Source organism: Rhodococcus sp. C-2 (genome assembly GCF_027854095.1).
Taxonomy (GTDB): domain Bacteria; phylum Actinomycetota; class Actinomycetes; order Mycobacteriales; family Mycobacteriaceae; genus Rhodococcus_F; species Rhodococcus_F qingshengii.
Genome location: NZ_JAQGFI010000001.1, coordinates 807150 through 832992, shown reverse-complemented (window position 1 = coordinate 832992; position 25843 = coordinate 807150). Strand labels below are relative to the sequence as shown.

The following is a 25843-nucleotide window of genomic DNA, read 5'->3' as shown; positions in this document are numbered from 1 at the left end:
TTCCGGCAAACTTGGACAGGAACGGGCACAGGTCCGAGTGGACCGGTGACGATGTGGGCCGATTTCGGCCGGTAGAGATTGGGGTTGCTTGTGTACCGCGTATTCGAGGCACTGGACGAACTGGTCGCAATTGTCGAAGAGGCGCGCGGTGTTCCCATGACCGCAGGGTGTGTTGTGCCTCGCGGTGACGTACTCGAGCTACTCGACGACGTCCGGGACGCAATTCCGAGCGAGCTGGACGACGCTCAGGACGTCCTCGATCATCGCGACAAATTGGTCGGTGACGCGCGAGCAAACGCCGAGAAGACGGTCAGCAGCGCCAATGCCGAGGCAACCTCGACTGTGGAGAACGCACGCGACGACGCCGACCGGATTCTGTCCGATGCCAAGGCTCAGGCCGATCGCATGGTTGCCGAAGCGCGTGCGCACGCCGATCAGTTGGTCGAGGACGCCGAAGCAGAAGCGGAACGGACCGTCACCGACGGCCGTCGTGAGTACGAGGCCGTCACCGGACGGGCGCGTGCCGAGGCCGATCGGATGATCGAGTCCGGCCAGGCCTCGTACGAACATTCGGTGGCGGAGGGAACGGCGGAGCAGGCTCGTCTGGTGTCGCAGACCGAGGTTGTCCAGTCAGCTCACGCGGAATCCGCGCGAGTGATCGACGCCGCTCATGCCGAGTCCGACAGGATGCGTTCAGAGTGTGACCTGTACGTGGACACCAAGTTGGCCGAGTTCGAAGAGTTCCTCACCGGAACGGTTCGATCGGTCGGGCGTGGTCGTCAACAGCTTCGAACGGGTTCGGGGGTTCCCGACTACCAGGACGACGATCGTCGTTCCGAGCGGCGCCGATAGAGCAGACAAGTCAGTCGAGGGTGGGTCGTCCGATATGGGGCGGCCCACTTTTTCGTGGATCGAATTGGGATTTGCCTTGTAGCTGCCGTATTGTGGAGTGGTTGCCCATACCAGTTTCAACAGTTAGGTGAGTTCTCTTTGTCAACGCATCGTCGTAGTTCGTCGCATCAGTCAAGTGATGCGGGATTTTTGCTGGACACGGTCAAGCTCGGTCGTCGTCCAGGGTCGATGCGTACCGTCGAGAGAACAATTCAGTCCCCGAACCGTATCGGTCTCGATCTGATCGCGATCGAAGCGGGCGCGGACATAGATCTCGATCTTCGTCTCGAAGCAGTGTCCGAAGGCGTTCTCGTCACCGGAAACGTGCACGCACCCACCAAGGGTGAATGCTCGCGGTGCCTTGAACCTTTCACCGACACCGTGGACATCTATCTCACGGAGTTGTTCGCTTACCCGGACAGCACCACCGAGGAGACGACGGAAGAGGGAGAGGTCTACGCGGTCGAAGACGACGAAATCGACCTCGAACCGGTCATCGTCGATGCAGTCGGGCTGGCGCTTCCGCTCCAGCCTCTGTGCAGTGACGATTGCCTGGGATTGTGCTCAGAATGTGGCATTCGCCTGGCGATTGCGGAATCTGGGCATGGGCATGACATACTTGATCCTCGCTGGGCTGGTCTCGCGGCCAAATTTGGCGTGGAATCAAACACCAGCGAAAATCTTGTGATCACCGAAGCCGAGGAGAAGTAGAAGTGGCTGTCCCCAAGCGCAAAATGTCGCGATCCAACACGCGGTCGCGTCGTAGCCAGTGGAAGACCACTGTGCCCACCCTCGTTACCTGCCCCAACCGTGGCTGTGGCGAGCAGACCCTTCCCCACATCGCATGCCCGTCATGCGGTACTTACAAGGGCCGCCAGGTAACCGCTGCTGTCTAGTTCTCCCCGGAGAAAGACTATGACGAGCGAAAATACAGTTTCAGCCGCCGGCGGCGAGGGCAATCACGACAAGCTCCTCGCCGCTGTCGGCGTAGATATAGAGCCCGGTCTTCTGACCCTGGCTCTCACGCACCGCTCGTACGCGTACGAGAACGGCGGACTGCCCACGAACGAGCGCCTCGAGTTCCTCGGGGATTCCGTTCTCGGCGTCACGGTGACCGAAAATCTCTACCTGTCCCACCCGGACAAATCCGAAGGTGATCTGGCGAAGATCCGTGCCAGCGTGGTCAACATGCATGCACTCGCCGAGGTTGCCAGGACTCTGGGTGAAGGTGGACTCGGAGCACACCTGCTGCTGGGTAAGGGCGAGGAAATGACGGGCGGCCGTGACAAGCCGTCCATTCTCGCCGACGGTATGGAGTCGATTCTCGGCGCCATCCACCTGCAGCACGGCATCGAGACTGCGCGACGCGTCGTCCTCGATCTGTTCGACGATCTCCTCACTCGCGCACCGCTTCTGGGCGCGGGTCTGGATTGGAAGACGAGTCTGCAGGAACTGACCGCAGAACACGGTGCCGGAGTTCCCGTTTACGAGATCACCGCCACAGGACCCGATCACGACAAGGAATTCACGGCCACCGTTCTCATCAGTGGCAAACCCTTGGGTGTCGGTGTCGGTCGTTCCAAGAAGGAAGCCGAGCAGAAGGCAGCAAGTTCGGCATGGAAGACGATGTCGGAGAATGCCGCTGCTACCGCAGTCGCTGCTGACGACACGCCTGATCTTGCCGGCTGAGTTCACTCTTGCCTGAGCTTCCCGAAGTCGAAGTCGTTCGCCGCGGCCTACAGTCTCATGCTGTAGGTGCGGCGATCGAGGCCGTCGAGGTACTCCATCCCCGCGCGATCAGGCGCCACATTCTCGGTTCCGAGGACTTGATCGGCCAACTCACCGGGCAGACCATCGCTTCGGCAGAGCGTCGCGGCAAGTACCTGTGGCTGGTTCTCGAGCCTGCCGGTGTCGGACTGGTGGTTCATCTCGGGATGAGCGGACAGATGCTGGTCCAACCCCCGACAGTCGACTGGGAAAAGCACCTACGCATTCGGTTGGCCCTCGATTCCGGGGCCGATCTTCGATTCGTCGATCAGCGGACCTTCGGTGGCTGGTCGATTTCACCCCTCGTCGAGGTCGACGGAACGATGCTGCCCGAGTCGGTGGCGCACATCGCCCGCGATCCCATGGATGCGGCGTTCGATCTCGAATCCGTCGTGAAAGTCCTGCGGGGCAAGCACACCGAGATCAAGCGCGCGATTCTCGACCAGACGGTGGTCTCCGGAATCGGAAACATCTACGCCGACGAATCATTGTGGCGCGCCAAGATTCACGGCAACCGAATCGCCGAAACGCTTACCAGGCCCAAACTTCGAGAACTGTTGACCGCGGCACACTCGGTGATGGGTGAAGCGCTCGATCAGGGCGGTACGTCCTTCGACGCGCTGTACGTGAACGTCAACGGGGAATCGGGCTACTTCGACCGGTCGCTGTCGGCGTACGGGCAGGAAAACCTCCCGTGCCCGCGATGCGGCGCGCCGATCAAGCGTGAGAAGTTCATGAATCGATCGTCGTTCAGTTGCCCGCGGTGCCAGCCGACCCCGAGGGCACGGCGAATCGCCTAGGTCTCCCGCCCCTTCGGTTCGGCGGAGTGGCAAGATTGCGTCATGGCTGAACAGACTCCCGACACCACTGCAACCGCCCCGGCTCACACGGAGCTTTGGGTCGAACGAACCGGAACCCGCCTCTACACCGGCAAGAGTTCGCGCGGCGCAGAGGTTCTCATCGGCTCCGAATCGGTGCCAGGAGTCTTCACGCCCGGCGAACTCCTCAAAATTGCACTGGCCGCATGCACGGGGATGAGCTCCGACTTCCCGATCTCGCGCCGGCTCGGTGACAACTACGATGCGACGGTCCGAGTGTCCGGAGCCGCCGATCGTGAAAACGAAGTCTACCCGCAGCTCGACGAGGTCCTCGAGCTCGATCTCAGCGAGTTGGATGCCGAGGCACAGCAGCGCCTCATCACTCTCGTCGAGCGTTCCGTGGACAAGGTATGCACGGTCGGGCGCACCCTCAAGGCCGGAACCAAGGTCACTCTGTCGTTCGACACGGAAGCCTGATGTTCCGCGCCGGCAGCGTTGTCGCTGCGATCGCCCTGGGTTCCGTTGTGGCGCTGAGTGCTCCGGCACAGGCCTCGGTCCCGGCCGACGGCTCGGCCGGTAGTTGCGGCACATGGACGTCGAGCGTCGTGGCGACTGGTGCCGGAATGCTCGAGAACCTCGAATTCGACGGCAACGGATCGATGGTGTTGTCGCAGTCGGCTCTGATCGGGCCGGGTGCACTGCTGAAAGTGGCGCCGGACGGAACACGGACAACTTTGGTCGGTGACCTCACCGGACCTGGCGGTCTGGTCGCGCGTGAGGGATCCGTGTACTTCACCACGGGCAACTCGACTGTCTCGGGACTGTTCGGAATCGCCGACGGCAGCCTCCGCAAGGTCGACGTCGCAGACGGGTCGGTGACAACGATCGCCGACGGTCTGGTGATGCCGAACGGGCTTGTGCAGCTGGACGATAACCGTTTCCTCACTGCCCGCACACTCGCCAGACCGGGGCTCACGGTCGTCAACAGTGACGGAAGCAGTTCGATCGTTCGTGAAGACCTCGGCACCGTCGACGGCCTCGCACGCTCCGGTTCGACGATCTACGTGAGCACGACCTTCGACATGGTCACCGCCGTCCACATCCTCGACGCAAACGATCTGGGCGGGCCGGTGCGAACGATCACGCTCCCCGGGTTCGGTCCGGCAAACATGGCGGACGATCTGACCGTCGGACCGGACGGCGCGTTGTACGTCGCATTCAATGCAGGCGGCAAAGTTGTTCGCGTCGATCCGGATTCGGGATCTTCGTGTGAGATCGCCTCGGGTCTGCCGTTCACATCTGCGGTCAAGTTCGGCGCCGGACCGGGCTGGGATCCCAACGCGCTCTACACCACCGGATTCCTGGGTGACGTTCACCGTCTCGAACGTGTGGCGGGCTGAGCGTCATGGCTGAAGCAGCGCCTGTGCGGTTGACGGCGTGGGTTCACGGATACGTTCAAGGCGTCGGGTTCCGGTGGTGGACCAGGGCCCGCGCTCTCGAACTCGGATTGATCGGATATGCGTCCAATCAGCGTGACGGTCGAGTGCTCGTCGTGGCGGAAGGCCAACGCACGCAGCTCGAGCGATTGGTGGAGCTGCTGCGCTCCGGCACTACCCCGGGCACGGTGGATCTCGTGGTCGACAGCTGGGACACCGCCAGGGGCGACCTGACAGGGTTCGTCGAACGCTGACCGGTTTGGCGGTAAAGTTTCCCCCCATGCACCTCAAGAGTCTGACACTCAAGGGATTCAAATCCTTTGCGTCGGCAACGACTCTTCGGTTCGAGCCGGGAATTACCTGTGTGGTCGGCCCGAACGGCTCGGGTAAATCCAACGTCGTCGATGCGTTGACCTGGGTGATGGGCGAGCAGGGCGCCAAGGCCCTGCGCGGCGGCAAGATGGAAGATGTCATCTTTGCCGGCACCTCCGGCCGCGCGCCGCTGGGCCGCGCCGAGGTGACCTTGACCATCGACAACGCCGACGGGGCGCTCCCGATCGAGTACTCCGAGGTGTCGATCACGCGCCGCATGTTCCGCGACGGCGCGGGGGAGTACGAGATCAACGGCTCGTCCTGCCGTCTGATGGACGTCCAGGAACTGCTCAGCGACTCCGGCATCGGCCGCGAAATGCATGTCATCGTCGGGCAGGGACGGCTCGCCGCGATCCTCGAATCCCGTCCCGAAGATCGACGCGCCTTCATCGAAGAAGCCGCGGGAGTCCTCAAACATCGCCGCCGCAAGGAAAAAGCGGTGCGCAAACTCGATTCCATGCAGGCCAATCTCGCTCGCCTCAGTGACCTCACCGCGGAACTGCGTCGGCAACTCAAACCGCTGGGACGCCAAGCCGAGGTTGCTCGGCGAGCACAGACGGTCCAGGCTGACCTGCGTGATGCAAAGATGCGTCTGGCCGCTGACGATCTGGTGACCCGTCGAAACCAGTTGAACGACCAGGCACAGGACGAGAAAGCGGCCCGTGAACAGCACAACCAGGTGGCGGCTGCGCTCGACGAGGCCAACCTCGAACTCGGGCGCCAGGAGCAGGCTCTCGCTCGTCTGACTCCGGGATCGGAAGCCGCTGCGCAGAGTTGGTTCCAGCTTTCCGCGCTTGCCGAACGCGTGAACGCCACTGTGCGCATCGCCCGCGAGCGTGCGCGTCATCTCGACTCCGAACCCGTCGGCAACCGCGGCCAGGACCCGGACGAGATGGAGGCGCGCGCCGAACGTCTTGCTGCCGAGGAGGCCGAACTCCTCGAAGGCGTCGAAATCGCGCGAGCGGCCTCGGAAGCTGCTCGGGACCAGCTCGCAGCCACCGAAGATGCTGCAGCAGAAGCGGAACGGGCGCACATGGCGGAAGTTCGTGCCGTCGCCGACCGCCGTGAAGGTCTTGCTCGACTCTCCGGTCAGGTCGACACTCTGCGTACCCGCGTCGAATCCGTCGACGCGGAAGTGTCTCGGCTGACCGAGGCGATCGACGAGGCTCGTCTGCGTGGCGATGCCGCACAGGCCGAGTTCGACACGGTGCAAGAAAGCATCGGGGACCTCGACGCCGGTGAAGTCGGCCTCGATACCAATCACGAACGCGCCATCGAGGCTCTCGAGATGATCGACGCGCGCGTCGAAGAGCTTCGTGAGGAAGAAAAAACGAGCGGGCAACGCATCGCTTCGCTCCGGGCGCGCATCGAGGCACTGTCGATGGGTTTGCAGCGCAAGGACGGTGGCGGCTGGCTGCTCGAACACCGCGGCGACGACGGCATCACCTCGCTGGTCGGATTGATTCACGTCGAACCCGGCTACGAGGCCGCGATCGCTGCCGCGATGGGGCCGGCGGCGGACGCCGTCGTGGCGCAGTCGCTGGACTCTGCTCGCTCCGCTGTCACAGCACTGGCCGATCAGGACGGTGGGCGTGCATCACTGATCGTGAGCGGTGAACCGGCGATCAAGCGCGAGGCCGAGATCGCGCCGGGTAGTCGTCCGGCCGTCGACGTCATCGACTGCCCTGACGAGTTGCGTGCCGGATTGACCGCCATCCTCGATGGCGTCGTCCTGGTCGAGACTCTCGATGACGCGATTCGAGTTGTTGCTGACCACAAGGGAATTCGCGCAGTGACGCGTTCTGGCGATCTGCACGGTTCGGGGTGGATGATCGGTGGCTCGGATCGGCAACCGAGCACGCTCAAGGTGCAGGCGGCGATCGACGCGTCAGCAGCGGAACTGGCGGCAACGGAGAGCCGATCCGAGGAACTCGACGCGGCGCTGTCCGGCGCTCTGGCCGAACAAGCCGCTCGACGCGAGACCGCGGAGCAAACTTTGGCAGCGCTCAACGAGTCGGACGCCGCCATGTCCGCCATCTACGAGCAGTTGGGCAGATTGGGGCAGGCAGCACGAGTCGCCCACGCGGAATCCGAGCGGTTGACCGCCCAGCGAGTGCGTGCCGAGGAGGGCCGCGGTGAGTCGCTGACAAAGCTCGCGGATCTGGAGGAACGTCTGCGCGTCGCCGAAACCGACGGCAGTGCACCGGGACACGGTGCGGAATCGACCGCTGCCGATCGCGAAATGGCCGCAGCATCGCTCGCCGAAGTGCGCATCGTCGAAATGGATGCTCGCCTTGCCGTCCGCACCGCCGAAGAGCGTGCGGAATCCGTACGCGGAAAGGCCGATTCGCTTCGGCGTGCGGCCGCCGCGGAACGAGAAGCGCGGATTCGCGCCGAGCGGGCTCTGCGCGCCAGAGCGCACGCTGCGGAAGTTGCAGCTGCCGTCGCCGAGTCGGGACAGCGCGTGGCGGCCGAACTCGAGACCGTCGTCGCCGCGGCTCTTGCTCACCGCGACGAGTTGGCTCGGGCCCGCAGCGAGTGCACGGCCAAGCTGGATCAGGTCCGCGAGACAGTCCGAGCACTGACCGGACAACTCGCTTCGCTCACCGACGCCGTCCACCGCGACGAGGTAGCGAAGGCACAGGCAGCGCTGCGCATCGAACAACTCGAGGAGTCGATCCTCGATCAGTACGGTATCGGCCTCGACGATCTGATCGCCGAGTACGGGCCCGAGGTCGAACTGCCGCCGACCGCTCTCGAAATCGAGGAGTACGAGCAGGCCAAGGAGCGTGGGGAGCAGGTCACCGCCCCCGCTCCGCTTCCGTACGACCGCGCGACTCAGGAACGGCGCGCCAAGCGGGCCGAGAAGGACCTCGCCACCCTCGGCAAGGTCAATCCGCTGGCGCTCGAAGAATTCGCAGCTCTCGAGGAGCGGTACACCTTCCTCTCCACTCAGCTCGAGGACGTCAAGACCGCACGCAAGGACCTTCTTGCTGTGGTCGCAGACGTTGACGCACGAATACTGCAGGTGTTCACCGAGGCCTATGCCGACGTCGAGCGTGAGTTCGTGGGAGTGTTCGAGAAATTGTTCCCCGGGGGAGAAGGGCGGCTGGTCCTCACCGATCCCTCGGACATGCTCACCACCGGCATCGAAGTCGAGGCGCGTCCGCCCGGTAAGAAGGTCAAACGGTTGTCGTTGCTGTCGGGCGGCGAGAAGTCGTTGACCGCGGTGGCCATGCTGGTCGCGATCTTCCGGGCACGCCCGTCCCCGTTCTACGTGATGGACGAAGTCGAGGCGGCGTTGGACGACACCAACCTGCGGCGGCTGATCGGACTCTTCGAACAATTGCGGGAGAAGTCGCAGTTGATCGTGATCACTCACCAGAAACCGACGATGGAAATCGCCGATGCGTTGTACGGCGTCAGCATGCGCGGCGACGGCATCACCACCGTGATTTCGCAGCGACTTCGCGGTCAAGACATGGCCTCGACGTAAGCCCTGCTCACTTTCCGGGTCGGAGCCTGAAACAATGGGCCGGTGACTACCCAGGCTTGGATCATCATCGCGGCTGTAGCGGCCGTACTACTCGTCGTTCTCGTTGCCGGATTCCTGCGCTACCGCAAGGGGCAGGTATCGCTGAAGGCGCCCGAGACGAAGCCGGAGCTCGGCGCCCCCGAGAAGGACAAGTCAGGCGGCTACAAGGCCGGTGGCGGGTTCAACTTCAGTCAGGGGTCGACGGCAACGGCGCCACCTCCGGTGGTTCCGACACCTCCGGTCGCCGAGAAGCCGCCCGTCGTCGAAGAACCTGTCGTCGAAAAACCGATCGTCGAAGAGCCGGTTATCGAGGAACCAACTGTCGCGGAACCGGTTGTCGAAGAACCTGTTGCGGAGAAGCCGGCCGCCGTCGAGGAGCCGGTTATCGAAGAGCCGGTAGTAGAAGAGGCGCCGGTAGCAGAACCGGTTGTCGAAGAACCTGTTGTCGTTCCCGAGCCCGTTGTCGTACCCGAGCCCGTCGTCGTTCCCGCGCCAGTCGAGCCTGCACCGCGCGTGCTGGACGAGATCGACCCGACCGAGGGTCGGTTGGACCGACTGCGCGGGCGCCTTTCCCGCTCGCAGTCAGCAGTCGGCAAGAGCTTGCTGGGTCTGCTCGGTGGCGGCGATCTGGACGAGGACTCGTGGGAAGAAGTCGAGGACACCCTCCTCATCGCGGACCTCGGCTCCGCGACCACGGAAAAAGTCGTCACGAAGCTTCGTGAGCAGATGGCGGCCCGCAGCGTCCGGACCGAGGCTGCCGCCCGCGCCCTTCTGCGCGAGGTGTTGATCGCCGAACTGCGTCCCGAACTGGACCGCTCCATCCGCGCGTTGCCGCATGATGATCACCCGGCTGTTCTGCTCGTCGTCGGCGTCAACGGGACCGGCAAGACAACGACCACCGGCAAGTTGGCTCGCGTGCTCGTCGCCGACGGTCGTCGCGTCGTGCTCGGTGCCGCGGACACGTTCCGCGCGGCCGCCGCCGATCAGCTCCAGACGTGGGCCGAGCGTGTCGGCGCTGAAGTTGTTCGTGGCAAGGAGGGTGGCGATCCCGCTGCGATTGCCTTCGACGCGGTCTCACGGGGCATCGCGGACGGCGTCGACGTGGTCCTCATCGACACCGCCGGCCGCCTGCACACCAAGACCGGCCTGATGGACGAGCTCGGCAAGGTCAAGCGGGTTATCGAGAAGAAGGCGTCGGTCGACGACGTTCTGCTGGTTCTCGATGCGACGGTCGGCCAGAACGGACTGGCGCAGGCACGAGTGTTCGCGGAGGTCGTGGACATCACCGGCGTCGTACTGACCAAGCTGGACGGAACCGCCAAGGGCGGAATCGTCTTCCAGGTTCAGCATGAACTGGGTGTGCCGGTGAAGTTGGTCGGTCTCGGTGAAGGTGCCGACGACCTGGCGCCCTTCGAGCCGGGTGCGTTCGTCGACGCCCTGCTGGGCTGACGCCCCCGTGCGCTTTTTTGGTAGCGCGAACTACCGAAAAGGCGCACAGGGTCGGTAGAACCCCCTGGCGAAACCTGTTTGCAACAAAGTTGGGCAATTGGTTCACGTCTGCGAAACGCGACAGCGCCATGGACGAAACACCAGCCCAGCACTCTTCTCCTTAACGACGTGCTGCCCGGCACGTGCGACTAGGAGGTAGTAAGTGAGTACCGACGATTTGTTGGCGAACTCCGGTAACGCCGCATGGATGCTGATGGCTGCATCTCTGGTCTTGCTGATGACACCCGGCCTCGCTTTCTTCTACGGCGGGATGTCTCGGTCCAAGTCCGTCCTGAACATGATGATGATGTCCTTCGGGGCCATGGCCGTCATCGGCGTCATCTACGTTCTGTGGGGATGGTCGATGTCCTACGGCACCGAGAACATCGGGGGCATTTTTGCCAACCCGTTCGAGTTCTTCGGCCTCAAGAACAGCATCACCGATGCTGACGGCAACTTCATCGCCGGCGCCTGGGGCTACCCCAACGTCATCGACATCGCGTTCCAGGTGACATTCGCGATCATCACCACCGCCCTCATCAGTGGTGCCCTGGCCGAGCGGGTCAAGTTCGGCACCTGGCTCCTGTTCTCGGGTATCTGGGTCACCGTCGTCTACTTCCCGCTCGCACACATGGTGTGGGGCGGCGGACTCCTCTCGGGTTCCGAGGACGGCATCGCGGCAAAGCTCTTCGGCACCACGGTCAACGACGACGGAGTCACCGTCGCCAACGTCGCTCCGATCGACTTCGCCGGTGGCACAGTCGTTCACATCAACGCGGGTATGGCCGGTCTGGTCCTCGCACTCATCGTCGGCAAGCGTCTCGGCTTCGGCAAGACCGCCTTCCGTCCGCACAACCTGCCCTTCGTGATGCTCGGCGCCGCACTCCTCTGGTTCGGTTGGTTCGGCTTCAACGCCGGCTCGGCATTCGCCGCCGACGGTAACGCCGGTCTCGCCTGGGTCAACACGACCACCGCGACGTGCGCCGCAGTCCTGGCCTGGCTCGCTACCGAGCGTATTCGTGACGGCCACGCCACCAGCCTCGGCGCAGCTTCCGGTGCGGTCGCCGGTCTGGTCGCCATCACCCCTGCTGCCGGTGCGCTCAACCCGGTCGGTTCCATCTTCCTCGGCGCAGTAGCCGGCATCCTGTCCGCTCTCGCAGTCGGCCTGAAGTTCCGCTTCGGCTTCGACGACTCGCTCGACGTCGTCGGTGTTCACCTTGTCTCCGGCCTGTGGGGCACGATCGGTATCGGATTCTTCGGCACCGCAACCGGCCTCTTCTACGGCGGCGACTACAAGCAACTGGTGGTTCAGATCGTGATCGCACTCGCAGCACTCGTCTTCACCGGCGTTCTGACGACGATCATCGGCTTCGCACTCAAGCCCCTGGGCTGGCGAATCTCGGCCGAGGACGAGGCACGCGGCATCGATGAGACCGAACACGCAGAGACCGCATACGACCTCGCGTGATCAGCACGTGATTAAAGTGAATTCAGGCACTTCAGAGTTTGGAAAGGGATGAGCACATGAAGCTGATCACAGCAATCGTCAAGCCGTTCACGCTCGAGGACGTCAAGACCGGACTCGAGCAGGCCGGAGTGCTGGGTATGACAGTCAGCGAAGTTCAGGGCTACGGCCGACAGAAGGGCCACACCGAGGTGTACCGAGGCGCGGAGTACTCCGTGGACTTCGTACCCAAGGTCCGGGTCGAGGTCGTCGTCGACGACGCGGCCGTTGACAAGGTGGTCGAGGTGATCGTCGAGGCCGCTCGAACCGGCAAGATCGGTGACGGCAAGGTGTGGGTCTCGCCAGTCGAGTCGGTCATCCGGGTTCGCACCGGGGAACGCGGTGGCGATGCACTCTGACCCGAAAGGGTCCGAGAACTTCGGCCCTGGTTCCGTCGCGAAAGCGACGGGGCCAGGGCCGGTCTCGTCAGGGGGATCCGACGAAGCTGCGGACCTGGCCCGCGCACGCAAGGCCCTACTCACCGGAGGCGTCAAGAACAGGAGGCTCGACGCCCCCGCGCTGCGACATGCACTGGTCGATCTCCACGAATTCTGGTTGACCACCAAGGGGACCGAACTGGGCATCAAACCGGATTGTGGGTTTGCCATCGTCGCCGTGGGTGGTCTCGGCCGACGCGAACTGCTGCCGTATTCCGATCTCGATCTGATTCTGCTGCATGACGACATGGACCCAGCAGTCGTGGCCCAGGTCGCGGACAGCCTGTGGTACCCGCTGTGGGACGCGCACATCAAACTCGACCACAGCGTGCGGACGCTTCCGCAGGCGCTTCAGGTTGCGGCCACCGACATGACGGCAGCACTCGGAATGCTCGAAGCACGCCACATTGCCGGCGACGTGGAGCTGAGCAACTTGTTGATCAGTGGTGTCCGACGACAGTGGCGCATGGACATCCGCAGCCGATTCGACGAATTGATCACCCAGACCCGTACGAGGTGGGAGCGCAGCGGCGAGATCGCCCATCGCGCCGAACCGGATCTCAAGAGCGGTCGTGGCGGGCTGCGTGACGTCCAACTGCTCAACGCCCTGTCCATCGCGCAATTGACCGACGGGATGCCGGGGCTGGGACCCAACTCGCCCGGCGGCGGTCTGGCACTTGCGCACAGGCGGTTGCTCGACGTGCGCACCGAACTTCACCGCGTTGCCGGTCGCGCCCGCGACCAACTGCGAGCACAGGACGCCGACGAGATCGGTGCGGCGCTACGGATCGGTGATCGATTCGATCTGGCCCGCCTTCTCAGCGAATCGGCGCGCACCATCAGCTATTCGGTCGACGTCGGTATCCGTACCGCCGGAAACTCCTTGCCCCGGCGTGGTTTGTCGCGGCTGCGTCGCGCGCCGGTGCGGCGGCCACTGGACGAGGGCGTCGTCGAGCATGCCGGCGAAGTTGTTCTGGCGCGCGATGCGAGACCGAAGAAGGATCCGGGTCTGGTGATGCGGGTCGCGGCAGCGGCGGCCACCAACGGCATGCCCATCTCCGCGTCGACGCTCAATCGCCTGGCCGACAACGCCCCGGAACTGCGTGAGCCGTGGCCGAAAAATGCAGTCAACGATCTCTTGGTCGTGCTGGGTTCGGGATCGCGTGCGGTTCCGGTGATCGAGGCGATGGACCGGACCGGGCTCTGGGGTCGACTCCTGCCGGAGTGGGGGACCATTCGCGATCTTCCGCCGCGCGACGCCGTCCATACGTGGACGGTGGATCGGCACCTGGTCGAAACCGCCGCGTATGCAAGCGGATTCACCACTCGCGTCGCTCGGCCGGATCTGCTCATGCTCGGTGCGTTGATCCACGACATCGGGAAGGGGCGAGGGGGAGACCACAGCGTCGTCGGTGCCGAATTGGCCACCGCGATCGGAAATCGCTTGGGACTCTGGCCTTCCGACGTCGCGACGTTGACGGCGATGGTGCGCTACCACTTGCTGTTGCCGGAAACCGCCACCCGTCGCGACCTCGACGATCCGGCAACGGTGCAGCGAGTGGTCGACGCACTCGAGGGAGACGGGACCCTTCTCGATCTCCTGCATTCGTTGGCGGAAGCGGATTCGCTGGCCACCGGGCCTGGTGTCTGGGGCGACTGGAAGTCGTCGTTGATCGGCGAGCTGGTGCGTCGTTGTCGTTTGCTGATGGCAGGGGAGGAGCTCCCGCAACCCGATCCACTCGCTCCCGAGCAATTGGCCATCGCCGAGGAGGGCGGGGTTCACGTCTCGCTCGTTCCGGCCGAGAATGCGCACACCTACGTCGTGACCGTCATCGCGCCCGACGCACCCGGGCTGCTGTCTCGGGCTGCCGGAGTTCTGGCGCTGCAGTCGTTGCGGGTGCATTCCGCATCGCTGGGGTCGCATGCAGGTTCGGCGGTCAACTCGTTTGTCGTGACGCCGAGGTTCGGCACACCCCCGCAGGCGGTGTTGCTCCGGCAGGAATTGATCCGGGCTTCGGCCGGTGAACTGAATTTGCTCGAACTTCTCGACGCGAAGGACGAGGAGGCACGGGCAGAGCAGTGGGACGACCCGATCCAGACCAACAAGGATTCCGCGGTTCCGGTGCTCTATGCGCAGGCGCCGCCGCGGGTCATCTGGTTCGACGCGCCCGGTGACGGTCAGGCGATCCTCGAATTGCGTACCGAGGACCGCGTCGGCCTGCTCTGCCGACTGGCCGCAGCACTCGAACACAGTGGAGCCGACATCCGGTGGGCGAAGGTCGCCACCTTGGGTTCCTCGGTGGTCGACGCGTTCTGCCTCGACTTCGGTGAGGCCGATACCCGCGCGGCGCGAGAGCGCGTCGAGGAGGCGGTGCTGGCGGTGGTTCCGGTGCCACAACCCAAGAAGAAAGAGGATTGACGGACCGGTTTCGGCAGTTACGCCCGCATCGGCTGGGATCGGTGCGGGCGTAGCGGCTAGGCTGGTGCCCGAGAATATCCACGGCTAACTCGCACGACCTTCAGGAGCGCACTCGGTGTTCGAATCCCTTTCCGACAGATTGACCGGATCTCTCAAGGATCTGCGTGGCAAGGGTCGTCTGTCCGGCGCCGACATCGACGCTACGGCCCGCGAGATCCGCCTTGCCCTGCTCGAGGCCGACGTCGCGCTTCCCGTAGTGCGCAGCTTCATCGCCAAGATCAAGGAACGCGCCAAGGGCGCCGAGGTCTCGGGTGCACTGAACCCGGCTCAGCAGGTCGTCAAGATCGTCAACGAAGAACTGGTCGAGGTTCTCGGCGGTGAAACCCGTCGACTGCAGTTCGCCAAGACTCCGCCGACGGTCATCATGTTGGCCGGTCTGCAGGGTTCCGGTAAGACCACGCTGGCCGGAAAGTTGGCCAAGTGGCTCAAGGATCAGGGGCACACGCCCCTCCTCGTCGCCTGTGACCTTCAGCGTCCCGGCGCCGTCACTCAGCTTCAGATCGTCGGTGAGCGTGCAGGCGCCGCAGTCTTCGCGCCGCATCCCGGTACCTCCATCGGCGGCGGCGAGAACGCACTGGGCGTGTCCGCAGCCGACCCCGTCGAGGTCGCCCGCGCCGGCGTCGAAGAAGCACGCAACAAGCATTACGACGTCGTGATCGTCGACACCGCCGGTCGCCTCGGTATCGACTCGGAGCTGATGGCGCAGGCCGCCGGTATCCGTGACGCCGTCAACCCGGACGAGACCATCTTCGTCCTCGACGCCATGATCGGTCAGGACGCGGTCAGCACGGCCGACGCGTTCCGTGAGGGAGTCGGCATCACCGGTGTCGTCCTCACCAAGCTCGACGGCGACGCCCGCGGTGGTGCCGCGCTGAGCGTCCGCGAGGTCACCGGCCAGCCGATCCTCTTCGCCTCCACCGGCGAGAAGCTCGAAGACTTCGACGTCTTCCATCCCGATCGCATGGCCAGCCGGATCCTCGGTATGGGCGATGTCCTGAGCCTCATCGAGCAGGCCGAGCAGGTTTTCGACGCCGATCAGGCCGAAGCGACCGCAGCGAAGATCGGTTCCGGTCAGCTCACCCTCGAAGACTTCCTCGATCAGATGATGGCCGTCCGCAAGATGGGCCCGATCGGCAACCTCCTCGGTATGTTGCCGGGTGCCGGCGGCATGAAGGACGCGCTGGCCAACGTCGACGAGAAGCAACTCGATCGCATTCAGGCCATCATCCGCGGTATGACGCCGGCCGAGCGCGACGATCCGAAGATCATCAACGCCTCACGCCGACTGCGCATCGCGAACGGTTCGGGCGTCAAGGTTTCCGACGTCAACCAGTTGGTGGATCGTTTCTTCGAAGCCCGCAAGATGATGGCTGCCATGGCCGGCCGTATGGGCATGCCCGGCGCGCGTAAGCAGGTTCGCAGCAAGAAGGGCAAGAAGGGCAAGAAGGGCGGCAAGGGCCCGACGCAGCCCAAGATGCGCGGAGGATTCCCCGGCATGGGCGGATTCCCGGGTATGCCCGGCGGAATGCCGGCCGGCATGCCCGACCTGTCGAACATGCCCAAGGGTCTCGATCAGTTGCCGCCCGGACTGGAAGGCATCGATCTCTCCCAGCTCAAGCTGCCCAAGAAGTAGTCGGTGGCTGCGCTTCATCTGCGGGGTATCGGTCTGCCCGATGCCGAGCCGATCGAATTGTGGATCGTCGACGGGGTGATTTCCTTCGAGCCGGTGTCCGGTGCGGAGACGATCGTCGAATCGGGTTGGATCACACCGGGTCTCGTGGATGCGCACTGTCACGTCGGTATCCGCTACGGCGGTGGCGGGGGCGAAACCGTCGACGGCTTGCTGGGGCAGGCGAAGACCGAACGTGACGCGGGCGTGCTGTTGCTCCGCGACGCCGGATCGCCGGTCGACACCAGGTTCATCGACGAGCGCCTCGATCTGCCGCGGATCATTCGCGCAGGTCAGCACATCGCAGCACCGAAGCGGTACATCCCGGGCCTGCCGGTCGACCTGGACGACGAATCTCAGTTGCCGGCCGAGGTGGTGCGTCAGGCACGCGCCGGTGACGGTTGGGTCAAGCTCGTCGGGGACTGGATCGATCGTTCCATCGGTGACCTCGCCCCGTTGTGGAGCGACGAGATTCTGGTCGAGGCCATCGCTGCCGCCCATGCCGAAGGCGCAAGGGTCACCGCTCACGTCTTTGCCGAGGATGCTCTGCCCGGCCTGATCAACGCCGGCATCGACTGCATCGAGCACGGCACCGGATTGACGGACGCGACCATCGAGTTGATGGTCGCGCACGGCACGGCCTTGGTTCCGACGCTGATCAACATCGCAACTTTCCCCGAGATCGCGGACTCTGCCACGCGGTATCCGATCTACGCGGCGCACATGCGGGATCTGCACGCTCGTCGACATCGGACGATCGGTGCCGCTCACGAGGCCGGGATTCCGATCTATGCCGGAACGGATGCCGGCGGATCGATCAGGCACGGGCGGATCGCCGACGAGATCGCCGAACTCGAAGTTGCCGGTTTGACGGCGCATCAGGCGCTGGGCGCAGCCTGCTGGGACGCGCGGAGTTGGCTGGGTGCGCAGGGGATCGAAGAAGGAGCGCCCGCCGACCTGGTGGTTTATTCCGAAGATCCGCGCGGAAACCCCGATGTGCTCGCGAAGCCGATGCGTGTGATCCTCCGCGGAACCCCCGTGAGTGGTTAGGGAGTCCCCGCTCTCTCGAAGCGCGCACAGGGTGGTTTCCGAACGAGCCCACCCATCTGGCACAATGGACCATTGTTCGTCGCAACCGGTTACGTACCGCTGCGACGGTCACAGGATAGAGGCAAAACCGGGCTCACAAATCGTGTGGGTCGCTGAATTGCACGTGACATGCGCAGCACTGTTGTGCGCGCTGAAGGAGAACTGCAGCTGTGGCTGTCAAAATCAAGCTCACCCGCCTCGGCAAGATCCGCAACGCTCAGTACCGCGTTGTCATCGCCGACTCGCGCACCCGTCGTGACGGCCGTGCGATCGAGACCATCGGCAAGTACCACCCCAAGGAAGAGCCCTCGCTGATCGACATCGATTCCGAGCGCGCTCAGTACTGGCTGTCCGTGGGCGCACAGCCCACCGAGCCCGTCGAGGCACTCCTCAAGATCACCGGTGACTGGCAGAAGTTCAAGGGCCTGCCGGGCACCGAAGGCACCCTGCGCGTCAAGGAAGCCAAGCCCACCAAGCTCGAGCTCTTCCAGGCTGCGCTCGCGCAGGCCGAGAACGAGCCGGTTGCAGAAGCAATCACCCCCAAGAAGAAGAAGGCTGCAAAGGCTGACGAGGCCAAGGCAGAAGACACCGCGGCTGACGCCGAGGCTCCCGCTGCAGACGCCGAGGCTGCTGACAAGTGAGTGCCGTCGTCGCTGATGCGGTAGAGCATCTCGTGCGTGGCATCGTCGCCAATCCCGACGATGTGCGCGTCGAGCTGATCACCGGACGTCGGGGACGGACCGTCGAGGTGCACGTGCACCCAGACGATCTCGGCAAGGTCATCGGTCGGGGTGGTCGCACGGCGACCGCTCTGCGGACCTTGGTCTCCGGCATCGGTGGCCGCGGTATCCGTGTTGATGTCGTCGACACCGATCAGTAGACGGCAGTAAACAGGTGGAACTCGTAGTCGGTCGTGTCGCGAAGTCGCATGGCATCAAAGGTGAATTGGTAGTCGAGGTTCGTACAGACGAGCCCGAAGATCGTTTTGCCGTAGGTTCCGTGCTGCGTGGGCGCAAGCCGCGCGAGTCCACACTGAAGTCGTACACAGTGGAAGCCGCCCGGGATCATTCCGGGCGGCTTCTGCTGCGCCTCGAAGGCGTCAGTGACCGTGGCGACGCAGATGCGTTGCGCGGCACACTGTTTGTCATCGACAGTTCCGAACTCGAGCCTTCGGATGATCCGGACGAGTTCTACGATCACGAACTCGAAGGACTGAAGGTCGTCCTCACGGACGGTGCCGAGGTCGGTTCGGTCATCGAGGTATTGCATTCCGCCGCAGGCGAATTGCTTTCGATTCGCCGTACCGGTGAGGCATCCGGCGAATTGCTGATCCCGTTTGTCGCCGCCATCGTCACCTCGGTGTCGATCGCCGACGGCGTCGTGGTGATCGAGCCCCCCGAGGGACTGCTCGACCCGGACTTCGGTGACAAGTCGAACAGCGACAATTCGAACGCCGACAGCGACTGATCGCTTGTCATGCGTCTCGATGTAGTCACCATCTTTCCCGAGTATCTCGAACCGCTTCGTGCTGCCTTGCTGGGCAAGGCAATCGAACGCGGCTTGATCTCGGTCGACGTCCACGATCTGCGGTCGTGGACCCATGACGTACACAAAGCCGTCGACGATTCCCCGTACGGCGGCGGACCCGGCATGGTCATGAAACCCACCGTCTGGGGCCCGGCACTGGACGACGTGATCGGGCGCTCCGATTCTTCCGGCCCCGATGATGCCGAGACCATTCTGGTGGTGCCCACTCCCGCCGGCGTTCCGTTCACCCAGGAGACCGCGCACCGCTGGTCCAACGCCAAGCACCTTGTGTTTGCCTGCGGCCGATACGAAGGTATCGATCAACGGGTTTTCGACGACGCCGCCAAGCGGGTCAGAGTCGAAGAAGTCAGCATCGGCGATTACGTCCTGATCGGCGGCGAAGCAGCGGTGCTGGTGATGGTCGAGGCTGTCGTGCGGCTGATGCCCGGCGTTCTCGGCAATCAGCTTTCACACCAAGAGGATTCGTTTTCCGACGGCCTTCTCGAAGGGCCTAGCTACACTCGCCCGGCTGTGTGGCGCGACCTCGAAGTTCCGCCGGTGCTTCTCTCCGGTGATCACGCGAAGATCAAAGCGTGGCGCCATGAGCAGTCGCTGCAGCGCACGGCCGAGCGTCGACCGGATCTTCTTCCTTAGGTATTTCGCTTCAACCAGGTGATGCTTGCGCCGTCGTCGAGCGATTCGGTTGTAGTCGGTGTGAACGGTGTCGGCTCGAAGTTACCTCTGATCATCGGTATGCCTGCGCCGGCGACTACCGGATACCTCTTGATGATCAACTCGTCGATCTCCGGTAGTAGTTCGCCGGCGAGAGTTCCGCCGCCACACAGCCAGATATCTTGTCCTTCTTCCTCTTTGAGAGATCTGACTACCCCAAGCGGATCGGCGCGAACGATGGTGACGGGGGGATCCTCGGCGTCAGGGATGGTTGTGGAGACGACGAACTGACGCAGGTGCGCGAAGGGGCTTTTCACTCCGGCGGCCAGCCCGGGCTCGTAGGAGCCGCGGCCCATGACGACCGTGTCGAAGGTCCTGTTGGGCGCGTCCTCGATTCCGAGAGCGGGCCGCACATGCGTTGGCACGGTTTCAGGATATCGATCGCATATCCAGGCCGTGATCTGTTCGGAGACCGGGAGGAAATCGAATTCGCCACCAGGCCCCGCGATGTATCCGTCGAGGGAAGCTCCCACGTAGTACACAAGCTTTCGCATATAACGCTCCGTTCGTAGTACTATGTTTGTAGTGGTTTAACTTAGGGTCGTGTCAGGAGTGATGTCAAGTGCGAAAGAACCCGGAACGCCGGCTTGCCCTGATCGACGCGGCAATCGAGGTGTTGGCCCGAGAGGGTGCTCGAGGCTTGACGTTTCGAGCCGTCGACGCCCAGGCAGCAGTGCCGAACGGGACAGCGTCGAACTACTTCTCCAATCGCGACGACCTGCTCACTCAAGCGGGTGGCCGGATCTACGAGCGACTGATTCCGGAGGACCTCGAAGGGATGATCGATCCCGTCAACGGCACCGATCGTGAGCGCCTGGTGACGCTCATGCTCGACGTGGTCGAGCGCGTCACCTCGTTCGGAACGGGTTTCCTCGCGCTCATGGAGTTGCGACTGGAGGCGACGCGTCGACCGGACCTGCGAGCGGTGCTGACCGTCCGCATCCGAGAAGACTTCGATCTGAACGTAGCCAATCATCTGGCGTCGGGCGTGCCGGGTGATGCGATGACCGTTCGCCTGCTCTATTTGTCGCTGAACTGGCTCGCACTGGATCGACTCACATTGCCGGACCTGTTCGGAGAGGAAGATATTCGGACGATCGTCGAGGCGGCGGTGGATCGAGCGTTACCCCGCGAATCGTAGAAGGTCAGTGTCGTTCGGCAGGTTTGCGGCGGAACGAGAAGTATCGATGACCGAAGAAGCTCACACCGGCGACGATCAGCATGACAACCGCCTGGGCGGGAAGCGGCGGGGCATGCAGAATCGACACCGCGATTGTTCCGAGTATCAGATTCAGCACCAGGCCACCGGAATTGACGACGATGAACGCTCCCAGGTCGCGTGCCACATGTCCGCGGACGCGGAAAACGAGAGTCCGATGCAGAACGAAAGCGATGAGGACGCTGATGGAGTACGCGCCGATCACAGCCACTTGATACAGATCCTTGTTGTCGAGGATCAGTGTCCAGATCACGAAGAGCACGTATCCGATCGCCGTATTAGCCACTCCGACAATGGCAAATGCGATGGGTTGATGCTTGACCACCCGAAGCAGTGGGCCGGGATTCTCGGGTGATGCGATGTCTTCGGTCATGAAGACTCGGTTTTCACGGTGTTGATCCCGTCCTTGCGTCGGGTCCGCAGATACATCCACTCGAGCACGCCGAGTCCGAGGACTCCGGCGACCATCGAAGCGCCGCCGACCTTCCATCCCGGGGGACGCCACGTCAGGACAAGCTCTGCGTCCTTCGTCCCGGCGGGAATGTCCACGGTGACAAAGGACTTCGCGACGACGTCGATCGGGACAGGCTGACCGTCGATGCTTGCCCGATATCCGGGCCAGCCGAGCCGTGCGAACACAACCTTGCCGCCGGTCTCCGAACTGACACGAAGGGTGCTCGACATGTTCGATTCCGCGATCGACGTAGCCTCGACGCCGTGGGCGTCGGCGATGCGTCCGTTGCGTGTCGAGACGGGGCCGTCGACGCGTTCGAGTACCGAGATGTAGTTCTCGTGTCCGGGGTAGTCGACCCATTTCCATCCGTCGGGAGCCGGGTTCTTGCGTGCATCGGGGTAGAGAGCGTTCTGCAGTACGACGCGGTCCACGTTCATCAGGTCGACGATGGTGCGGCCGGTGGTGGGTTCGACGGTGAATGCGCGTCGGAAGGCGTCGGGGCAGACACTCATGTCCCAGCGCATGCAGAGCAGGTCACCGAAGTAGAAGTGCCCGTTGGGGGTGTAGCCGCTGGTGTAGGTCAGTTCGAGGTCTTTGGGGTAGTTGCCGAAAGCCAGGGAACCGTACGCTCCGTCGAGGGTTTTGTCCCCGGGGGCGATGAGCGCACGGTCGCCCAGTTGCAGTGTCGTGCCTTCGAAGTCGGGGAAGGCCTCTTTCATCTCCGAGCGGGATTCGGGCAGGTTCCAGCTCATCGGGGTTGGTTGCGCGGCCCGAACCTGGGCGTACGCGATGGGGGAGACCGCGACGATCGCTACGAGGCATGCGAAAGCGGTGCCTTTGGTACGGCCGAGCCAGATCATCGCGGCGCCGAGTGCGGCAACGAGCAGGGCTGAGATCACATGCCATTTCGCGAGCCCGGGAGCTGCCGAGGCTGACCGAATCAGAAGCAGGCCCACGAGGATTCCCGCTGCAACGCAGCGCCCGCGCAACTTGTCGGTCGTGGCGTAACGCCCGAGCAGGATGCACACCAGAAGCAGGAGTCCGATGGCCACCATCGGAAGTACGCGCGCGGGCCACCGCAGTGGGCCGATCGTGCTCGGCCCGGCAGTCCACATGAGGACTGCGACCGTGAAGATCCCGACGGCGGTCAATTCGCGTGCCGCGGCGCGTGCCTTGCCCCAGTCGATGAATGCCAGGGCGGGTATGAGGAACCAGGCGATGTAGACCATGGGCATGGTCTGGATGTATCCCCACCACGAGGTGAACGCGGGCATCGTGCTCGGCAGGCTCGCGTTCAGCGATTCCGACCACGGGACGGCGAGGAATGCGTCGTTCTTGACTTCGGATGCACCGCGCCAGGTGACGTCCGCGGTGAGCAGGCTCGGCAGATACGTCGCGAGACCGGCCAGAGCGGCACACGCGGACACCGCCAGAAGCCGCAGTGACGGCAGCCAACGCCGCTGATAGACAACTTCGCCGATTGCGACCGCGCCGATCATCAAGCCGGATTCGACTGCGGGGAAAACATATTGGACCGACATCGCGAGATACAAGAACACGAAGGTCGGGATCGGACCGCTCTTACCTCGGGCGTAGCGGATTGCCGACGCCCACGCCTGAACCATCCAGGCAGTGCCGGTGAAGGCAGTCATCCAACTGGCCGAGTCGAAGAACAGCAGGAAACCGGTGAACGGAATCGAGACGCCGGCGACGGCAGCCCACGTGGGCTTCGAGCCGTACTCGAGGCAGATCCGATAGACGCCGAGTGCAAGGATGATCGCGAAGATCAACTTCACGATCGTCGCGTACAACGCCAGGTTGTCGAAGGACGGTGCGATCAGGTCGATCAGGAGTTGCGGTGGATTGAGCAGGCCTGCTTCCTCGATCGCGTAGTTGCCCGCCATCCAGTTCTCGGGGACGAGCACCGGGAGGTGTCCTTCTCGCAGACTGCGGCCGAGCATGACCCACAGCGGCGCGTATTGGGACTCGGTGTCGTCGGTGTAGAAGTGACGAGCATTCGCGAGCACCACGGCCAGATAACCGGCGATGACACCGATCGCCGTGACGGCGCCCCACTTGTACACGTCTGCCCGGGCGAGAGTGCGAGTTTCCACCACGAGTTCCAGACCTTAACAGGGCAGGTGGGGCGTACGGAGACGCGAGCGCGTCACGCGCCGCCGGCATCCGAAGTCAAGACATCTCTGCGTGTTAAAGTTCGCGACGGTGTGGGCCCGATCGTGCCTGTCTCTCGGCGCCAGTCGAGCCCCCTGAAGGGAGTGGAAGCGAGTGCACTCGATTTCCGTCGTAGTGCCCGTTTATCAGGGCGAAAAGACGATCACGGCGCTCGTCGAGGAGTTGGACGGCCTGGGCACACCGAGTGCGACGCCCGGTGGTGCGCAGTTCTCCGTCGACGAGATCGTGCTGGTTCACGACAACGGCCCGGACCGCTCCGACGTCGTGTTACTCGAATTGGAGCGCCGTTTCGAGCAGGTGCGTGTCGTGTGGCTCAGCCGCAACTACGGCCAGGACGCGGCGACCATCGCCGGCATGGCCGCTGCAACTGGACAGTGGATCGTGACGATGGACGAGGACGGCCAGCACGACCCGGTGCACATCGGGGCTTTCCTCGACACCGCGCTGACGGAGCGATCCGATCTCGTGTATTCCAAACCCACGAACACACGCCCGCACGGATTCTTGCGGAACCTGACCTCGCGCGGCGCAAAGATCGTCTTGGCGACGGTATTCGCGTTCCCTGATTCGACGAGATTCGAAAGTTATCGCCTGATCCGCGGTGACATCGGCCGACAGTTGGCCGGCGTCGCGGCCAACGGCGTGTATCTGGACGTTGCGCTGACGTGGGTTGTCGGTAACACGGCCACGGCGCCGGTGACACTTCGAGCCGAAGGCCGCGAAGAATCCGGGTACAACTACCGCCGTTTGTTCTCGTTGTTCTGGAAGATGGTGTTGTGTAGCGGAACACGCGGTCTGCGGCTGGTCAGCCTGCTCGGAGTCACCCTGGCGTCGGCCGGCGTGATCATGGCCGCGGTGATCTTCATCGGGGCCATGACCGGCGACAACAATGATCCCGAAGGATGGGCGTCGATCATCATGGCGCTGCTGGTCTGTTCGGGTGCGATTCTGTTCTCGCTCGGGCTCATTGCCGAATATCTCGGTGTGGCACTGCACGTCCTTGTCGGAAAGCCGCTGTATCTGACTGTCGACTCCCCGCGGCCCGGAACCTCGATCGATCGGCGTAGTCGTGAGCACTGATCGCATCATCTTCTCCCGCCCCTATCGGGCATCGAACGAATTGTCGAATCTGGCAACGGTTCTGGAGTCCGACCACATTCACGGTGACGGACGTTTCACCAAGTCCGCGACTGCAGCGCTCAAGGCGATCACCGGATCCACGCATGCTCTGCTGACCACCTCGTGCACGCATGCACTCGAATTGGGTGCGCTGCTGCTCGAATTGGGCCCGGGCGACGAGGTAATAGTTCCGAGCTTCGCGTTCAGTTCGGCGGCGACCGCCGTCGCGTTGCGCGGGGCCACTGTTGTTTTCGTCGACATCGATCCGAGTACCGGCAACATCGACCCGGCGTGCGTCGCGGCGGCGATCACCGAACGCACCAAAGCTGTACTGGTCATGCATTACGGCGGAGTCGCCGCGGACATGGAACCTCTCCTCGACCTCGCGGAACTCCACGGCGTTGCGTTGATCGAAGACAACGCTCACGGACTCGGCGGAAAGTGGCGCGGGCGCTCGCTCGGCACCATCGGAACTATCGGAACGCAGAGTTTTCACGACACCAAGAACGTTCACTGCGGTGAGGGCGGCGCGCTGTTGCTCTCCGACGATCAGTTGATGACTCGCGCCGAAATCATCCGTGAGAAGGGGACCGACCGTGCGCGTTTCCTGCGCGGGCAGGTCGACAAGTATTCGTGGCAGGACATCGGGTCGAGTTATCTGCCCAGTGAACTCAATGCCGCCGTCCTCGACGCACAACTCTCCGAGTTCGACGCGATTCAGGCGGCCAGGCATCGCGTCTGGGATGCCTACAGCGTGAGTCTGGGCGAGTGGGCGGCCGCGAACGGTGTCGTGCCCATGGCGGTGCCCGATGATCGCGAGCACACTGCGCACCTGTTCTATCTCAAGATGCCGACCGAAGAGAGCCGTGACGGCTTGATTCGGCACCTTGCCGGTGACGGAATCGTGGCGCCGTTCCACTACGTTCCGCTCGATACGAGTGCGGCCGGTGTGCGCTACGGACGAACACCGCAGCCGTGCGTGCGTAGTGCCGAGTTCTCCGCGTCGATCCTTCGACTGCCGCTGTGGCCCATGCTCACGTTCGAACAACAGGACCGTGTCATCGGTTCGGTGCTCGAGTACAAGCAGGCTTGAGGACGAACACGACCGCGTGGA

25 protein-coding genes are annotated in these 25843 nt (G+C 63.6%); 22 read left to right on the top strand and 3 right to left on the bottom strand.

Annotation, left to right across the window (positions count from 1 at the left end):
• Positions 1-90: 90 nt before the first annotated feature.
• The 19 genes from PCS43_RS03780 to trmD all read left to right on the top strand — a co-directional run bounded on the left by PCS43_RS03780 (position 91) and on the right by trmD (position 19666).
• Positions 91-852 carry a DivIVA domain-containing protein gene (locus PCS43_RS03780; RefSeq protein ID WP_003942696.1) on the top strand — a complete coding sequence of 254 codons (762 nt, stop codon included), beginning with the start codon at positions 91-93 and terminating at the stop codon, positions 850-852.
• Between the two features lie 189 nt (positions 853-1041).
• Positions 1042-1602, top strand: a complete 561-nt coding sequence (locus PCS43_RS03775) for a YceD family protein (protein WP_007729319.1) — start codon at positions 1042-1044, stop codon at positions 1600-1602.
• Positions 1603-1604: 2 nt separating this feature from the next.
• On the top strand, positions 1605-1787 hold the full coding sequence (gene rpmF / locus PCS43_RS03770; RefSeq protein ID WP_007729318.1) for a 50S ribosomal protein L32: 183 nt from the start codon (positions 1605-1607) through the stop codon (positions 1785-1787).
• 19 nt (positions 1788-1806) lie between these two features.
• Positions 1807-2580 (top strand): ribonuclease III, encoded by a 774-nt coding sequence (rnc, locus tag PCS43_RS03765; RefSeq protein ID WP_003942759.1) that lies wholly within the window; start codon positions 1807-1809, stop codon positions 2578-2580.
• An 8-nt stretch (positions 2581-2588) separates the two neighbouring features.
• Positions 2589-3458: a bifunctional DNA-formamidopyrimidine glycosylase/DNA-(apurinic or apyrimidinic site) lyase gene (mutM, locus tag PCS43_RS03760; RefSeq protein WP_003942752.1), complete on the top strand. Its 870-nt coding sequence runs from the start codon at positions 2589-2591 to the stop codon at positions 3456-3458.
• Positions 3459-3500: 42 nt separating this feature from the next.
• A complete protein-coding gene (locus PCS43_RS03755; protein ID WP_003942740.1) occupies positions 3501-3953 on the top strand; it encodes an OsmC family protein in 453 nt (150 codons plus the stop codon).
• Complete coding sequence (locus PCS43_RS03750; protein ID WP_209908319.1) at positions 3953-4876, top strand: SMP-30/gluconolactonase/LRE family protein; 924 nt, start codon at positions 3953-3955, stop codon at positions 4874-4876. Before PCS43_RS03755 ends, PCS43_RS03750 begins: the two co-directional genes overlap by 1 nt.
• Before the next feature lie 5 nt (positions 4877-4881).
• On the top strand, positions 4882-5166 hold the full coding sequence (locus tag PCS43_RS03745) for an acylphosphatase (RefSeq protein ID WP_007729313.1): 285 nt from the start codon (positions 4882-4884) through the stop codon (positions 5164-5166).
• 26 nt (positions 5167-5192) lie between these two features.
• Positions 5193-8780, top strand: coding sequence for a chromosome segregation protein SMC (gene smc / locus PCS43_RS03740; protein WP_209908321.1), 3588 nt, complete (start codon positions 5193-5195; stop codon positions 8778-8780).
• A 42-nt stretch (positions 8781-8822) separates the two neighbouring features.
• On the top strand, positions 8823-10268 hold the full coding sequence (gene ftsY / locus PCS43_RS03735) for a signal recognition particle-docking protein FtsY (RefSeq protein WP_007729309.1): 1446 nt from the start codon (positions 8823-8825) through the stop codon (positions 10266-10268).
• Positions 10269-10515: 247 nt separating this feature from the next.
• Positions 10516-11775 (top strand): ammonium transporter, encoded by a 1260-nt coding sequence (locus PCS43_RS03730; protein WP_042450902.1) that lies wholly within the window; start codon positions 10516-10518, stop codon positions 11773-11775.
• Positions 11776-11831: 56 nt separating this feature from the next.
• Positions 11832-12170 carry a P-II family nitrogen regulator gene (locus tag PCS43_RS03725; protein WP_003942772.1) on the top strand — a complete coding sequence of 113 codons (339 nt, stop codon included), beginning with the start codon at positions 11832-11834 and terminating at the stop codon, positions 12168-12170.
• Positions 12160-14667: a [protein-PII] uridylyltransferase gene (locus PCS43_RS03720; protein WP_003942689.1), complete on the top strand. Its 2508-nt coding sequence runs from the start codon at positions 12160-12162 to the stop codon at positions 14665-14667. Before PCS43_RS03725 ends, PCS43_RS03720 begins: the two co-directional genes overlap by 11 nt.
• 115 nt (positions 14668-14782) lie before the next feature.
• Positions 14783-16360, top strand: a complete 1578-nt coding sequence (gene ffh / locus PCS43_RS03715; RefSeq protein WP_003942713.1) for a signal recognition particle protein — start codon at positions 14783-14785, stop codon at positions 16358-16360.
• A gap of 3 nt (positions 16361-16363) precedes the next feature.
• The gene (locus PCS43_RS03710) at positions 16364-17446 is read left to right on the top strand and encodes an amidohydrolase family protein (RefSeq protein WP_064112680.1); all 1083 of its coding nucleotides are present in this window, start codon (positions 16364-16366) and stop codon (positions 17444-17446) included.
• 209 nt (positions 17447-17655) lie between these two features.
• Positions 17656-18126: a 30S ribosomal protein S16 gene (gene rpsP, locus PCS43_RS03705; RefSeq protein ID WP_003942818.1), complete on the top strand. Its 471-nt coding sequence runs from the start codon at positions 17656-17658 to the stop codon at positions 18124-18126.
• Positions 18123-18365, top strand: coding sequence for an RNA-binding protein (locus PCS43_RS03700; RefSeq protein WP_003939023.1), 243 nt, complete (start codon positions 18123-18125; stop codon positions 18363-18365). Before rpsP ends, PCS43_RS03700 begins: the two co-directional genes overlap by 4 nt.
• Before the next feature lie 14 nt (positions 18366-18379).
• Positions 18380-18952, top strand: a complete 573-nt coding sequence (gene rimM / locus PCS43_RS03695) for a ribosome maturation factor RimM (RefSeq protein WP_054802159.1) — start codon at positions 18380-18382, stop codon at positions 18950-18952.
• Between the two features lie 9 nt (positions 18953-18961).
• Positions 18962-19666, top strand: a complete 705-nt coding sequence (gene trmD, locus PCS43_RS03690; RefSeq protein WP_003942745.1) for a tRNA (guanosine(37)-N1)-methyltransferase TrmD — start codon at positions 18962-18964, stop codon at positions 19664-19666.
• On the opposite strand, the gene PCS43_RS03685 is transcribed toward trmD, so the two are convergent.
• Positions 19663-20238, bottom strand: coding sequence for a dihydrofolate reductase family protein (locus PCS43_RS03685; protein ID WP_064112681.1), 576 nt, complete (start codon positions 20236-20238; stop codon positions 19663-19665). The genes trmD and PCS43_RS03685 overlap by 4 nt on opposite strands.
• A gap of 68 nt (positions 20239-20306) precedes the next feature.
• Between PCS43_RS03685 and PCS43_RS03680 the strand changes: the two genes are divergently transcribed.
• Complete coding sequence (locus PCS43_RS03680; RefSeq protein WP_042450812.1) at positions 20307-20885, top strand: TetR/AcrR family transcriptional regulator; 579 nt, start codon at positions 20307-20309, stop codon at positions 20883-20885.
• Between the two features lie 4 nt (positions 20886-20889).
• On the opposite strand, the gene PCS43_RS03675 is transcribed toward PCS43_RS03680, so the two are convergent.
• Positions 20890-21336: a GtrA family protein gene (locus PCS43_RS03675; RefSeq protein WP_030535434.1), complete on the bottom strand. Its 447-nt coding sequence runs from the start codon at positions 21334-21336 to the stop codon at positions 20890-20892.
• Positions 21333-23531: a hypothetical protein gene (locus tag PCS43_RS03670; RefSeq protein ID WP_064112685.1), complete on the bottom strand. Its 2199-nt coding sequence runs from the start codon at positions 23529-23531 to the stop codon at positions 21333-21335. The genes PCS43_RS03675 and PCS43_RS03670 overlap by 4 nt, the downstream gene beginning before the upstream one ends.
• Before the next feature lie 172 nt (positions 23532-23703).
• On the opposite strand from PCS43_RS03670, the gene PCS43_RS03665 reads away from it, so the two are divergent.
• On the top strand, positions 23704-24690 hold the full coding sequence (locus PCS43_RS03665; RefSeq protein ID WP_003942691.1) for a glycosyltransferase: 987 nt from the start codon (positions 23704-23706) through the stop codon (positions 24688-24690).
• Positions 24680-25822: a dTDP-4-amino-4,6-dideoxygalactose transaminase gene (gene rffA, locus PCS43_RS03660; RefSeq protein WP_003942806.1), complete on the top strand. Its 1143-nt coding sequence runs from the start codon at positions 24680-24682 to the stop codon at positions 25820-25822. The genes PCS43_RS03665 and rffA overlap by 11 nt, the downstream gene beginning before the upstream one ends.
• Positions 25823-25843: the final 21 nt, after the last annotated feature.